Origin of the sequence: Mycobacterium sp. RTGN4, from assembly GCF_033804635.1 — a bacterium.
Lineage (GTDB): Bacteria > Actinomycetota > Actinomycetes > Mycobacteriales > Mycobacteriaceae > Mycobacterium.
In genome coordinates this window covers 474,730-488,947 of the sequence record NZ_JAPZLB010000003.1, presented here as the reverse complement: position 1 = coordinate 488,947, position 14,218 = coordinate 474,730, and the positions used below count along the sequence as shown (strand labels likewise).

At 64.3% G+C, this 14,218-nt stretch carries 12 protein-coding genes; 8 read left to right on the top strand and 4 right to left on the bottom strand.

Annotated features, from left to right (window positions below; all coding sequences use genetic code 11):
• The first annotated feature begins 220 nt into the window (after positions 1 to 220).
• The 8 genes from SLQ30_RS09290 to SLQ30_RS09255 all read left to right on the top strand — a co-directional run bounded on the left by SLQ30_RS09290 (position 221) and on the right by SLQ30_RS09255 (position 9,613).
• Positions 221 to 1,684 carry a flippase gene (locus SLQ30_RS09290; protein WP_319445960.1) on the top strand — a complete coding sequence of 488 codons (1,464 nt, stop codon included), beginning with the start codon at positions 221 to 223 and terminating at the stop codon, positions 1,682 to 1,684.
• Positions 1,681 to 3,666: a glycosyltransferase gene (locus SLQ30_RS09285; protein WP_319445959.1), complete on the top strand. Its 1,986-nt coding sequence runs from the start codon at positions 1,681 to 1,683 to the stop codon at positions 3,664 to 3,666. The genes SLQ30_RS09290 and SLQ30_RS09285 overlap by 4 nt, the downstream gene beginning before the upstream one ends.
• 26 nt (positions 3,667 to 3,692) lie before the next feature.
• Complete coding sequence (locus tag SLQ30_RS09280; RefSeq protein ID WP_319446093.1) at positions 3,693 to 4,736, top strand: glycosyltransferase; 1,044 nt, start codon at positions 3,693 to 3,695, stop codon at positions 4,734 to 4,736.
• 124 nt (positions 4,737 to 4,860) lie between these two features.
• Positions 4,861 to 5,622: a hypothetical protein gene (locus SLQ30_RS09275; protein ID WP_319445958.1), complete on the top strand. Its 762-nt coding sequence runs from the start codon at positions 4,861 to 4,863 to the stop codon at positions 5,620 to 5,622.
• Positions 5,623 to 5,627: 5 nt separating this feature from the next.
• A complete protein-coding gene (locus tag SLQ30_RS09270) occupies positions 5,628 to 7,016 on the top strand; it encodes an O-antigen ligase family protein (protein ID WP_319446092.1) in 1,389 nt (462 codons plus the stop codon).
• Complete coding sequence (locus tag SLQ30_RS09265) at positions 6,986 to 8,602, top strand: hypothetical protein (RefSeq protein WP_319445957.1); 1,617 nt, start codon at positions 6,986 to 6,988, stop codon at positions 8,600 to 8,602. Before SLQ30_RS09270 ends, SLQ30_RS09265 begins: the two co-directional genes overlap by 31 nt.
• Positions 8,603 to 8,711: 109 nt before the next feature.
• Entirely contained in the window at positions 8,712 to 9,119 is a 408-nt protein-coding gene (locus SLQ30_RS09260; RefSeq protein ID WP_319446091.1) for a UDP-N-acetylglucosamine--LPS N-acetylglucosamine transferase, read from the top strand.
• Positions 9,116 to 9,613 (top strand): glycosyltransferase, encoded by a 498-nt coding sequence (locus SLQ30_RS09255; protein WP_319445956.1) that lies wholly within the window; start codon positions 9,116 to 9,118, stop codon positions 9,611 to 9,613. The genes SLQ30_RS09260 and SLQ30_RS09255 overlap by 4 nt, the downstream gene beginning before the upstream one ends.
• On the opposite strand, the gene SLQ30_RS09250 is transcribed toward SLQ30_RS09255, so the two are convergent.
• The 4 genes from SLQ30_RS09250 to SLQ30_RS09235 are packed head-to-tail and all read right to left on the bottom strand — an operon-like array spanning position 9,610 to position 14,208.
• A complete protein-coding gene (locus SLQ30_RS09250; RefSeq protein ID WP_319445955.1) occupies positions 9,610 to 10,500 on the bottom strand; it encodes a hypothetical protein in 891 nt (296 codons plus the stop codon). The two genes, SLQ30_RS09255 and SLQ30_RS09250, sit on opposite strands and share 4 nt — an antisense overlap.
• Entirely contained in the window at positions 10,500 to 11,618 is a 1,119-nt protein-coding gene (locus SLQ30_RS09245; protein WP_319445954.1) for a Gfo/Idh/MocA family oxidoreductase, read from the bottom strand. The genes SLQ30_RS09250 and SLQ30_RS09245 overlap by 1 nt, the downstream gene beginning before the upstream one ends.
• Positions 11,615 to 13,042 carry a glutamate-1-semialdehyde 2,1-aminomutase gene (locus tag SLQ30_RS09240; protein ID WP_319445953.1) on the bottom strand — a complete coding sequence of 476 codons (1,428 nt, stop codon included), beginning with the start codon at positions 13,040 to 13,042 and terminating at the stop codon, positions 11,615 to 11,617. Before SLQ30_RS09240 ends, SLQ30_RS09245 begins: the two co-directional genes overlap by 4 nt.
• Entirely contained in the window at positions 13,039 to 14,208 is a 1,170-nt protein-coding gene (locus SLQ30_RS09235; protein WP_319445952.1) for a methyltransferase domain-containing protein, read from the bottom strand. Before SLQ30_RS09235 ends, SLQ30_RS09240 begins: the two co-directional genes overlap by 4 nt.
• Positions 14,209 to 14,218 lie beyond the last annotated feature (10 nt).

Here is a 14,218-nt window from a genome sequence, read left to right as displayed (position 1 = left end):
TCCACATCGTGCTCACCCAATTTGTGGAGCCCGTACGGTGACTCGTCAGGAACCTCGCCAAGGACGTATCGGGCTCTCCATCTCGTCGCGGACAGCCCGTGCGGCAAAGGAATGTAGACACGCATTGTCACCGGACCTTACCGGTGCAGGGGAGGAGCCCGAGCGGCCCTCCGCGGCAGAAACACCGTCCGCGCCACCAGGGCGGGTATCGAACCGGCAAATGGTGCGAAACTTCACCCAGCAGGTGCTATTCCGCGCCATTGGCATGATCGCCTCGGTGCTGACGGTCTCGGCCACGACTCGGTACATGGGTCCGTCGTCGTACGGCGCACTGACCACCGCGGTCATGTTCGTCGCGTTGTGGACCAGCCTGACCGAGTTGGGCATCGGGCAAGTCGTGGTGCGACGGGTGATGTCAGGCAAGGGCGAGCTGGAGCGGTTGATCCGGGTCAATGTCGGCATGTCGACGATGTACTGCCTACCGCTGTTCGCGTTGACCGCGATTTCCGGGGCGCTGATATACCGCAATGATTCCGACATCGTCGAAATGGTGGTGATCGTCGCCGTCGGCCTGATTATCACCACCATGACCAGCTGTTTCGGACCGATATTTCTCGTGACGGTGCGGTTCGGCGCAGTCGCCCTTTCGGATCTGCTCAGCAGGGTTGGCTCGCTCGGCGCGACGCTGGTGCTGATCCACTTCGGAGCGGGCACCGTGTGGTTTGCCATCGTCATGCTGGTGCCGCCGTTGATAGTGCTGTTGATTCAGGGCGTCGCGGCGGCGCGGATCACCAACTGGCGTCCGGTATTCGCCCTCGGCGAGAGCTGGGAGCTGCTCCGCGAAGGCCTTCCGTTGACCGCCATGCTCATCGTCGGCGTGCTGTACTGGCGGGTCGACGGCGTGATCCTCAGCCTGCTCGGCACCACCGACCAAGTCGGTGTCTACGGCCTCGCCTACACGGTCACCTTCACGCTCACCGCGTTGTCGGCGTTCTTCCTGTCCTCGACCCTGTCCGCGATGGTGCACGCGTTCGCGCAGAACCGCGACGAGTTCATCCGATTCACTGCGAGATCGGTTGAATCGATGCTTTTCGCCGGGGCGCCGATCGCGGTGGTCGGGGCGATCTTGGCGAACCAGATCGTCGAACTGGTTGGCTCCGACGAGTTCGTCAGCCACGGCGGACCAACCGTGGCGCTGCTGAGCGTCGCTGTCGCGCTGACGTTCCTGACGGGCGTGTTGAGTCAGGCACTCTTCGCCGCGCACGATCAGTCCTTTCTGGTGCGCCTGAGCCTTGCGAACCTGATTTTGAACATCGTGCTGAACATCGTGCTTGTGCCGTTGTACGGGGCCGTCGGCTCTGGAATAGCACTGGTGGCCACCGAGGTCAGCGGATTGGTGTTCGCCAGCTGGCGACTCAGCCGGCTGGTGCCGTATCGGACACCGTGGGTGTTCTTGTTGCGGCTATTGGTGCCGCTGGCGGCGTGCGCCGCCATCGCGGAGTCGATGCGCCATCTTCCGGTGCTCCTGACCCTTGGCGTCACAGTCGTCCTGTACCTCCTGGTCAATCTCGCGGTCGGACCCGCCGACGCAAAATTGATCAAGACGTTGTTCTCGAAGCGCACCGATACCGATGCGCTCGACCGCGATCCCGAACCCGAAATCAGACAGGCGACGTCACCGTGAGCCGTGTAATCGAGCGGGCCTACCTGCCCGACCGCTTCCGCCGTCCGCAAGCCCCAACCGCGGCCCCGAAGTCACGCGAGCTCGCCGTGTTGATCGTCGCCTATCGCAACCCGGGCATGCTTTGCGACTGCCTGGCCGCCGTGCAAGCTCAGCTGCCAGGCTTGCCGATCCTGGTCTGGGACAACTCGGGTCCCGGTTTTGCCGGACTGGACCAAGTGGTCGAAGACCATCGAGAGGTCCGATGGTTCCTCGGTTCGGCGAACGTCGGGTTCGCGGCTGCGGTCAATGCGCTGGCCCGCGAGGTACCCGAACACAACGTCCTGTTGCTCAACCCCGACGCCGTGTTGCAGGGCCCGTTGACAGGAACCATTGCGGCACTTGACAAGCCGGGGGTCGCCGCCGCCGCCCCATTGATCGCCGACCACAACGCCGATCCTGCGACCTACCGGCCGTGGGACGTTGCGCACCGCGAGCAGAGCCTGGGCCGCGCGTTGGTGGCGTGGTCGGGGTACGCCGAACGGACCCGCGGGTCGCGCTGGTCGCATCTGTATGCCCGCAAGCCCGGCGCAGTCAGCGGTTACCTCACCGGCGCCTGCCTGGCGATCAGCCGTGATGCGTGGGAGGCCGTTGGCTGCTTCGACGAGGAGTTCTTCCTCTACGGCGAGGAGGCCGACTGGCAGCGCCGCGCGGGTTCGGTCGGCTGGACACTGCAGCTCGTCGACGAACCGGGGATCGTGCACACCGGGCACGGCACGGTGGCTGGCGACCCGATCGCCGCGCTGAGATCATCGGACCTGTTGCGCGCCAACATCGCTCTGAATCTGGAACTCGAGAAGGGGAGCACCCGGGCAGATCTGTTTCTGGCCGGCACCACCGCGCTGGCTCGAGTGCAACGCTCGACGCGCCGCGAGCGAGCGGCACGCCGGCGACCGGCCGGCCAACGGCCGTCGGTCATCATCACGACCAACCGACTGGCCTTCGGTGGCGCCGAACGTCAACACGCCTTGCTCGCAGGAGAGCTCAACAGGCGCGGCTACGAAGTGGTCATCGCGTGCATGCAGCGCTTCGGCCCGTTGGTCGCCGAGATCGCCCCATCGATTCGCGTGGTGCGCCAGCCGTGGTGGGCGCCTGCGATCGAGGTCGGCGCAGGCAGGTCCGTCGTGATCAGCGGGGACACCAACACCGAGACCGGATTCGCGACGCTGTGGCGGGCCGCCGGGCGCGGCCGGCGCTGGCTCGTCGCTCCCCACATCCCGCCGAACCCCGACGGTCCGACCTACTCGCGACCGCTGGCTGCGGCGATGCGGCGTTCCGACGGCCTGATCGCGTTGTCACCGACGCATTGGGCGGAGGCCACGGCTCACCAGAATCTCGGCGGCCGTCACTTCGTGGCGCCCAACGGAGTGGCGCGCGCGGCCACGCTGGACAGCACGCCCATCCGGCCATCGACCGCAGCGACGCCGCATTTGGTCATGCTGTCCCGGATCGTTGAACACAAGAACCCACACGTGCTGGTCGAAGCGCTCGACGGACTGCGGGATTTGCCATGGCGCGTTTCGATTTTTGGCGACGGCCCAGACCGCGAGCGGCTCCAGGCCCTGACCCCAGCCGACCTGGCCGATCGGGTGGCGTGGCGCGGCTGGTCACCTGGGCCCGAGGCCGCGCTCGCCGACTGCGATCTGCTTTGCGTGCCAAGCGGTTCGGAGGCATTCCCGTTGGTGATTCTCGAGGCAATGGCGCGTGCCATTCCAGTCGCCGCGTCCGCAGTCTGCGCAGTCGGCGACATGCTCGACGACGGACGAGTTGGCATCCTGGTCGACGACGTGTCGGTCGCCGGCTGGCGCGCCGCGCTCGAACATGCGCTGTACCAACGCGAAACCTGGAACGAGCTGGGCCAGCAGGGTTTCGAACGAATGCGCAAGCTGTACACCATCGAGGCAATGGCCGATGCCTACGAGTCGGCGATCGATGCAGTCCTGTGATGGCCGGCGAAGGCCGGGATCTGCGGGTGTTGTGGCTCTCGCCGTGGATGCGCCCGCTGGCGCGGATCCACGTCGAGGCTTTGCGTGCTGCGGGCGCCGAAGTCTTGCTGGTCACCTCTGATCAGCATCCGAGCTCGGATGCGCCCCGCCCTTATGAACTCGTGGTCGATCCGCGGCCGAAGACGGCGCGCACCTGGCCGGAGGCCGCTCGAGCCGCGTCGCATGTTCGCCAATTCGCCCCGAATGTCGTTGTCTCCGAAATTGTTCGGGACCCAAGGTGGATGGCCTTCGCGCCAGGGGTGCCCAGGATCGAATTGATTCACGACGACCGGCCGCACGACGACGGTGAAACGCTGCCCCGATGGGAGCGTTCGGTGTTCGGCTGGTGGGCGTCGCGCTCGTCCCGCACCGTCGCGTTCAGCGAGTACGTCGCGCAGAGTGTGCGGGCCGGCGCGGTGGTGCCACTCACCAGCGACCTCGAAGACATCTCGGTACCTCCGGTCGTCGAGGCCGCAAACCGGCGCAACTTCGTTCTGGTCGGCCGACTCAACGAGTACAAGAACATCGACGTATGCCTGCAGGCCTGGGAGCTCCACACCGGCGGAGACGGCTGGCGTGGCGACGATCTGTTGTTGCTGGGCGAGCGAGCCAGTGAGTGGCGCCAGCCGCTGCCCCGCCACGTGCAGTGGCGACACACGCCCTTTCGATACGCAGACGTGCTTCCCGTGCTCGCCAGGGCGAAGGGTTCGATCGTGCACTATCGCCGGGCCTCGCAGAGCGGCGTTCAGGTGCTCTCGATGCAACTCGGCGTCGTTCCGATCGTCTCCGGCGAAGGTGCATTGCCGGAGTTTCAACCGCCCGGGGAGACGCCGATCGCGGTCGATGACGTGGAGGCGCTCGCCCGGGCCTTCGATGCACTTGCCGACCCGCAGCAGGCGACTATGCGGGGCGCAGCTGCCCGCGCTCACTACGTCCGACGGTATTCAGCGGCCGCTTCGTCGGCAGCGCTCGTCGAGGTACTCCAAGAGGTGGCGCTCAACGTTCGCCCAAATACCTCGCAGCAATCATAATGAGACAATCGGGTAGCCTTATTAGCAGCAAGTACCCAGCACACACTACTGACGTCGCCACGACCATTCCATTATCATCATCACAGCAAAGTATCGAACATATGCCAGTCAGAAGGGCTCTCCGATGAACGTCGCCAGCTTCGTCCGGTCGCTGCTGTCCCGGCCGATCGCCTGCGCGGCGATCATGGTCTTGGCCATCGCCGCGGGAGTTGCAGGCACGTTGTCCGCGCCGCACACCTACCAATCAACGGCGGTCATCGTGGTCATCCCGCCGGGTTCGGGCAATCCGGACGCGATGATGAACCCCCTGGTCAATCTGACTACCAACATGGCCCAGTTGGCCGCAGTCGTCGCGACGAAGATGCGCACCGATGGCGGGGCCGTTGCCACCGCGGCGGGCGGCACCGGCGAGTTCACCGTGGACACCACTTTCGGCGATTCTCCGACGTTCGCGCAGCTCACATCGCAGCTGGTGATCGAAGCGAAGGCTTCCAATGCGGTGGCCGCACAGCGCACCACGCAGGCACTGACAGATTTCGCCAGCACCGCCCTGCAGAAACTCCAGGCTGACTCCTGGGTTCCGAGCCACAACAATGCGGTGATCGTGGCATCGGTGGCACCCCAGCCTGGCGCCGCAGTATCGTCCAGTCCCATTCGGAGTGGGGCCGCGTACGCATTCGCCGTCCTATTGCTCGGTGTGATCTCGCTCATCCTCTACGACGTGGTGCGGGGACGCCTGCGGAGTACCAAGCCGAACAGCAGCAAGCACGTTCGCGCCACCAACGGCCATCCGATCGAAGAGTCGCGGCTGTGGCCGGACGACGAGGCGACAATGATCACGCCGCTTCCTCCGTCCGCGACGGAACTACACCCAACCGCCCAGTGAGCACAATGGGGGATGGCTCGCCGGTCGGAGTGGCCGAAATCAGCGCGCAAGAAGGAACGCGCGCCGAAGTGCCCGAGAAGGATTGGGGCGCAATATATCTGGCGGTCACCGGGTTTCTGCTCATCGGAATGCGTCAGAACCTGGCCGTTCCGCTGACTTTGGGACTGAGCCTCGCGCAGGTTCTGCTCTTCGGCTGTGGACTTCTGTGGTGCCTCACCCGCCTGCATGGCCAACGCTCGCGAATCCGGCATCGAGCGGTGTCCTTTGCGCTGGTGATCTATCTCGTCGGCGCATTACTGTCGTACGCCGCGGCGATGGCCCGGGGCGGGCTGTCGCCGCTGGCGCACGTATACGCCGATCAGTACATCTTCATCAACGCCGGACTGATCACCATGGCCTTCGCGGTAATCGCCCTCGTCACGTCCGCCGACGGACTCCAGACAGTGCTCAAGGGTCTACTGCTAGGCGGCGCTGCCAGTGCGGGATTCGCGCTCCTTCAGTCCGCGACGGGCCTAGATCTGGCCGCACAGTTCCGTCTGCCAGGCATGAAGACCAGCGATTTCATTCTGGTGAAAGACCTTATGCGAGAAGGCATCGTGCGGCCTCAGGGTAGTGCCGGGCATCCGCTCGAACTCGCGGTCGTATTGACGATCCTGGTGCCCATCGGAATCGGCGTCATCGGCAGCGTGCGCGCCAAGGGCGAACGGTCGTGGCCGTGGGTCTTGTGCACCGGCATCGCGGCCTGCGGCGCACTGGCGACGGTGTCGAGGTCCGTCCTGGTCGGCCTTGCCGCCGCAGTCGTCGTCATGGCCTGGCGGTGGCCCGTCAAGCGGTTGGTCATCACGTTCGCCGGGCTGATCGTGGCGGTGGTCACCGGGTGGTTGCTGAAGCTGAACGTCGCGACGGCGCTTGCCAGCTCGATCGCCGGCTTCTCCAACGACCCGTCGATCGCGTCCCGCTCCACCGGATGGAATTACATCTTCGCGCACTACCGCGAACACATGTGGTTCGGCGAGGGGGTCGGTACGTACCCGGCCTCCGGCAAGCAGCCGGTGCTGGACAATCAGTACCTTTCTCTGCTGATCGAGGGTGGACTCTGCTCGCTCGTCGGCTACGTGCTCCTGCTCGGTGTCGGCTTGATACTGGCCGTACGCGCGTCGGCAGCAGCGTCGCCGGCCCTCGCGGAACTCAGCGGTGGCCTCAGCGGTGCCATTGCGGTCGTGATCGTCACCGGTTCGATTCTCGACATCAACGGATTCGTCCAGGTCCTCACACTGACGTGGTTGCTCTTGGCGCTGATCGCGGTGGCCGCGTTCCTGGCCCGCCACGGCGAGCCGACGCGCATCGAAAACGGAGCGGAGCAGTGCCTCGCTGCGCCCAAATCAGCGCGGTAGCCCTGGCATGTGCGCTGGCCTCTTGTTCGACCGCGAGCCCGCCCGCCCCGGACGTCGATCCAGGCATGTTCGCCGGGCCAGACCTGGTGAACCCACTGCGAGGGCAATACGAGAATCTGCTGACTCCGCTTTTCCCACAGGCTGATTCGGCACACCAGAAGTACCCCTCGTGGCCCGGCACCAATGACGTCAGCGCCCGGATCGAATGGCGCAGCCTGCAACCGCGCGATCCACGCACATTGCCGCCGAATGCCGCCGATGAGCAGAAATTCGACTTCGCCGCGCTCGACGACGCGATCGACACGGCCGCACGCAGCGGCCGTAGGTTCGGCTTCCGCATCACCTCGTTCAACTCGTGCTGCGAGACCTCCTACCCCAACAACGTCGATGTGTCCGTACCGGATTGGCTGTCGACCGTCACCGACGCGACGCGTCAATACGTCCATGACGGAGTCACCTACGTGATTCCGGACTGGAACAATTCCGCGTACCTCTCGTACTTCAGCGAGCTGCTGGCGGCGCTCGGTAGGCGCTATGACCGCGACGAACGGGTGGCACTCTTCGAAGTGTCGGGATACGGCGACTTCAGCGAGAACCACGTCACGTTCTTGCGGGACACCCTTGGCGTCCCCGGACCGGCCCCGGAGCAGAGCGAATCCGAGCTCGGCTACTACAGCCAATACCGCGACCAATCCATCACGAAGCAGTCGATTGCGCTCCTGGTGACCGCCAATCTGGCGGCGTTTCCGAATACGCAACTCATCTCCACACTCGGCAACCCGGAGCTCGTCAGACATCTCTTCCGCGACAGCCCGTTGCTGCGCTACCGGCGAAAGCCCGTCGGCATCCGCGCCGACGGGCTCGGCGTATACCGACCGATTCCCACCTGGGCGGAGGACAAGTATTCACGCTACGTACAGACCAGCGACCCCATCGTGCACACCGTGGCGGTCAGGTACCGAATCGCACCGATTGTCACCGAATGGATGCCCCAAGTGCCGCCGCACGTCACCCCCACCGATTACTACATCAAGGGCCTCACCGACGTCGTCAACGATCATGTGTCGATGACGGCGAGCACGGGCTTCCCCGGCCAAACGTCCGGCCAGACCATGTCCCCCGAAGACTTCAAGATCTGGGCACGGGCGAACGAGTTCAGCGGGTACCGGTATGCCGTCGAGAGCGACGGCTCACCAGCGCCAGTGCCGCTGGGTGCTTCCGCTCGTATTCCGCTGCGGTGGACGAATTTCGGGCCTGCACCCCTATACGAGAACTGGCAGCCGGAGTTCGACATCGTGTCTGCAACGGGCACCGTGCTCAAGACACTCCCCGGTAAGGACTTGCACGGCTTGGTCGCCGACCAACGGTTCGACGATCCGCGCGACCTCCCCGCATCGACGTCGATGACGGAAGTCCTGACGGTGGACGGGTTGCCCCGAGGCACCTATTCGGTCCGGGTCCGCGTGGTGTGGCGCGAGCACAAGCCGAACGCCAGCCACGTGATGAACTACCCGCCAATGCAACTCGCGCAGCCCGGCCGTGCTCCCGACGGCAGCTATCCGATAACAGATTTCACGGTCGACTAACGTTGCACAGCGCAGCTACGCACGCTCCGAGCGCGTGTCGACAAATGACTTCGATTGAGGAGAAGTGAAGATCCTTCTGATCGCCTCGTCCGGCGGCCACATCTACGAAATGCTGTGTCTCCGCGCATTTTGGGAAGGCAAAGAACGGTACTGGGTCAGTTTCCCCACCCCGGATGCGCAGTACCTGCTCAAGGACGAGCGAGAAGTCCACTGGGCGGCACACCCAACTGTCCGGAACGTACCGAACCTGGTTCGAAACGCCGTGCTCGCGTCGCGACTGCTGGTAACCAACCGCCCCGACATGATTCTGACGACGGGTTCCGGAGTTGCGGCCCCGTTCCTGTGGTGGGCGAAGTTGTTCAGGATACCCACCGTATTCGTCGAGTCCATCACACGAATCACCGAGCTCTCATTAACCGCACGTCTGGTTCGCCCATTCGTCACGAAGATGCTGGTTCAGTGGCCTGAACTCGAAACTCAATATCCCGGCGTTGAATATCACGGCAGAATCGTATGATCCTGGTCATCACGGGCATGGAAGTGCACCCATTCGACAGGCTGGTTCGAGCCATCGACGAACTTGCCGCTAAAGAGACCTTCGACGAATCGTTTTTCATTCAGCTGGGATCGTGCACCTATGAGCCCGAATACGCCGATTTCGAACGCTACCTTTCATTCGGCGACCTCTGCACCAAGATCCGCGCGGCAAGCGCCGTCATCACCCACGCCGGTGCCGGCTCCACGTTGACGTGCATCCAGCAGGGAAAGTTCCCCATAATGGTGCCGCGACGGGCCAAGGACCACGAACACATTGATGATCACCAATTTCCGTTCACAGAGCAGATGCGCAGCATCGGACATGCCGCTGCCGTGCAGAATATGAGCGAACTCGAGACCACCATTCGGTCGGTTCAGGGGCGGACGGCTCAAGTTACTGCGCTCGGCAGTCCAACGGAGCTCACAGAGTGGCTCGAAGGATTCTGGAACGGGCTGGCCCCGCCGGCGACCTAGCTGGTCAGCGTCAGGGCCGGAGCCTCCGACATCTCATGGATCAGCGACATCGTCTGTCGAATGTGAGCACGACTGGAAGCTCCGAACACCACTGACTCGATCTGCGGCTGTCTGCACACGTAGTCGACTGCCTCACGTGGCGGAATGGCACCCGAGGCGAAAATCGACATTGCGATAGGCCGGAATCGACGCTCCCGGATGGTCTCCTCGTAGCGCTCGATCCCCCCAGACATACGGAACCCGATCTTGTTTATGTTGGCGCACACTATCGGGTTCTCTATGCCCTGCCCGTCAAGCACATCGAGCAGGAGTGGAACGTTCATCGTAATGAAGCCGGGCTCCGCATCGTATTTCAGCTTCACGTGGTCGGAGAATATGCTGAAGGCCTCGTTCATGCCAAGCCCCAGCAACAGGTCAGTAATGACATTCTGGACGAATATGACCGGCGTCGGCAGCCCGTTGAACATTTTCATCTCGGCGTCGACAAGCATCTGAATGATTGGTTCGATGTCCTTGTTGGCGACGGCTTTTCCGCCCTTGAACACGGACATCACTCGCCCGTTGTCAGGAAGGAACCGTCTAAGCGCGTCCATCATCCCGTATTCCGTTACTGCGTTGGCATATTTGTGGGCGTAAGGCATGCACGGATAGAACTTGAAGTCCGGATATTCGGCTTTGTGCTCCCGGAAATGAGCACAGATGTCCGCGACACGATCATGCGTCGTACACATGAACGTTCGGACACCCTCCTGGTAGGCGTCATCGAGCGTCTCGAGCACCGCGGGGAGATGTTGAAAGCGGATTGCCTGGGCCCGCGCCTTCTCCTCGGACATGTGGTTGACCCCAAAGAATTGGTTGTCCCCGAACAGCACCCGATCCATGGTCACTATGTCCTCACTCCTTCGGATGGCTTGAGCAGCGCGAGCATCCGGCGACGCCGGGGCCCGCGCTTGGGAACTGCACCCGCTGATGCAGGCAGTTGCGTCGAAGGCGTTCGCTCCGTCGGGTTGGCAATCATCTCGACCACGCGGTCGGCCTCGAGCGCGGAACGAAAGTTGTTCTCACCGTTGGTTCGGTTCTGCTCCACGCTCCGGACGAAGTAGTCGAGCTGAGCCGAGTACTCCTCGCCGCGCAAGTTGTACCAGACTTCCTCGGTGAGGTCGGTGGTGTAGCGAATGGCCCAGCCCTTGTCGGCGTCAACTCCGGGATGGGTTTCCCTGAGATAGATCTGGCACTCTTGGCGATCGGCGGTGATCCGGCCGTTCGTGCCCCACACCGAAATCTTGGTGGACATCTTCCGCAAACTCTCGTCGCTCCAGTTGACGCTGAGCTGACCGGCCGCGCCGTTGGCGTAACGCAGCGTGCAATAGATCTCGTCGTCGACGTCGCGGGAGAACACACCATTGCGGACCACACCGTCGACCGACTCGGGCACTCCCACTACGAAGTTCACCAAATCGACAGCGTGGCAGGCATAGTCGTAAAGGGCGCCACCGCCTTCGGACTTCATCCCACGCCAGGTGCTTCCCTTCTCACGAAGCACGACCGGGCCGTACGCCTCAGCTCGCACGTGATGTACGCGACCGAGCGCACCGGACTCGACGATCCGCGCCGCTTCCTTGTATGCGCCGACGAACCGGCAGTGGTAGCCGACCTGAGTGACCAGCCCCCTCTCTTCGGCCAGCGCCACCAATCGCTCACCGTCGCCGATGTCGAGGACGAACGGCTTCTCGCAGAAGACGTGGATCCCACGGGTGAGCGCCTGTTCAACCATTGACGCATGCAGCCTCGACGGAGTCGCGACAAGGAGCGCATCCGGCTTTGTCTCCGCCAGCATGCGATCGAAATCCTGGTAACACACCAGGCCGGTGTACTTCGTCAGAACGTCCCGGAAGTAAGCGACGGAATCGCAGCCGCCGACAACCTCGACATCCGGGTGCGCCCGGAGGGTCGCGAGGTGAGACAAGCCCATTTTGCCCAGGCCGACTATGGCAGTTCGGATCATCGGTTCCTTCTCCAGCAGGTAGTCGTATCGGGCGTCGGAGCATCCGTCCGACGAGGTTCGGCGAACGCACGGATCGCCGGCGCCACCGGGCGGCCCTGTAGCAACCCGTCGACCGTGCGCTGATCGATGGCCCGCCGGTAGCTGGGCAGCGCACCGTGCACGGCGGCTACGGTGTGTGCGATATCGACGTCGGTGTGCGCCGCCGACGTCACGAACGATTGACCAAGCACGCCGCGGCGCAACAACTCCTGCATGAACAGCGTGCGATAGGACTGCGACGAGTCGCCGTCGGCATCACGGGTGACGAAGACGAGGCACGACGGCCGACCGATCACCTGCACGTAGTCCGATAGGCCCGCCTCGGCCACCGCGGCCCCGACGCCTTCGGCCAGCAACCGGCCAGCGTGCTCCATCTGTCCGATCGGATCCTCTTCGCGATACACCTTGGCCACCGCGCGGTACGCCGCAAGTGACGCCGTTTCCGCCCCAAACGTCGTGGAAAGCAGGAAAACTCGCTTCGCGTTGGTGCGTAAACCACCGCGCTCCATGAACTCACGCTTGCCTGCCAACGCGGACAGCGGGAAGCCGTTCGCCATGCCCTTGCCCCAGCAGGACAGATCGGGACGCACTCCGTAGTGGCCCTGCGCACCGTGTGCTGACCATCGGAATCCGGTGATCATCTCGTCGAAGATCAGCACGGTGCCGTGGCGGTCGCATAACTCGCGCACGCCCTCGAGATAACCCTGGTGCGGTTCCGCAGTCGCGGTGGCCGCCTCGAGGATCACACAGGCGATGTCGCTCCCGGCCAGCAGGGCGGACAGCGAGTCCAGGTCGTTGTAGGCGAAGCGGACCGTGGTGGCCACGCTGTCGGTCGGGATGCCCGCGTCCATCGGGCTGGTTCCAATGAACCAATCGTCGGTCGAAAAGAACGGTTGTTCGCAGGCGGCAACCTTGCGTCGGCCGGTCACGGCACGCGCCAGCCGAACTGCGGCCGTCGTGACATCGGAACCGTTCTTGGCGAATTTGACCATGTCTGCGCCAGGCACCAGGCCCAAGAAGTCCTCGGCTGCAGCCAGTTCGAGCTCGGTCGGTCGGCTGAAGTTGACGCCACGTGCGATCGTTTCGGAGACCGCCTCCACGACAGGCGCGAACCCGTGTCCAAGCGTCACCGAGCGCAACCCCATGCCGTACTCGACATATTCATTGCCGTCGGCGTCCCACACCCGGCAACCCGCGCCTCGGGTGAGTACCGGTGCCATGAATTCTGGGTACTGATCTGGCCCACGCGCATAGGTGTGCGCCCCACCGGGAACCACCTCGTGCAGTCTTTGTTGCAGCGCGTTGGAGCGTTCGAATACCCGGCCCGGCTCGACAGTTGGCAGCGCTCCTCCAGACGGGTACCGCGCGGCGGGTGAAGACGTCATGAGCTCTCCCTCAAGGTCCGGCCATCGGATCCGCGGCCAGATGCGCACGTCATCTGCGCGGCGACGTCGTTCCCGGCGGCGTCGGCGAACGCGTCGGCTAGCACCCAGCGCCCGGCCAGCGCCGGATAGCGCCGGGACACCTCCGGCAGCAGGTCGGTCAGCAAGAGGAGCACCCGGTCGGCGTCAGCCGCCACGAGTTCGTCAGGCGCGACGATCGGCACGTCGGTGCCCGGCATGCGGCGGCCCTGTTTAGCCGCGGCGGCATCGGCGACCGCAGTGATCAAGTCACGGGTGATCCCGGCGCGACCGAACAACGCGACCGCCCGCGACGCCGCACCGTAGGCATACACCCGCCTACCCGCAGCGCGTTCGGCGAGCAACCACGCCCGCAACGCGGCGGCGTGCCGGTCGGCCGCCTCCTGGAGCCGTCCGACGTTGTCTGCCGCGGTGATCCCCAGCTCTCCATCGAGAATTCTGAGGATGTCTTCGGATTGCGTTGCCCCGGGCCAGTGCCGGCCTGCCGTAACGGCCAGCAGAACGGTGCCGCCGTACAGGTCGAACTCCCACGCGCCAACCGCACCCAGGCCCGCGGCATCGAGCAACCGCAGCATCGAAGTCGTCGAGTAATACGCGAAATGCCCGTGTCGCAACGCATTCCATTGCCCTTGAGCGAGGATGGCTGCCAGCGAATGGTACTGAATCAATAGCACGCCCCCGTCGGCCACGGCGGCGGCGCGCTGCCGAAAAGCCGTTCGCTGGTCGGGCTCATGCATGATTCCGAAGCAGTCGATCACCACATCCGCGGGTTGGGCCGTGACGAAACCGCGCTCGGCGAGCAACGGCAACCACGATCCGCCATGCGGGCTGGGGAACTCATGTGCGGTGGCGCCGTGCAACCAACCAGCCTCGCCGACGCGGCGCACCGCGTCAGCGGCCTGATCGCGCAACGCCTGCGGCTCGACGCCGCGCGGCTCGTCAGCCACCGTGTCGTCGTCGGCGAGCTGCGCCAGCCCACAGAACGCGCACATCTCCATCGCGAGGGCATGCGCCGATTCGGCGGAAGTGACGGGCTGGCTCAGCAGTGGGAAGTGGTCGGCCACCGGCACCCTGCCGAGGTCGAGCACCCGCCGCAGCTCGGTGCGGCCGCAGGCACGACAACCCGTCATGACACCATGG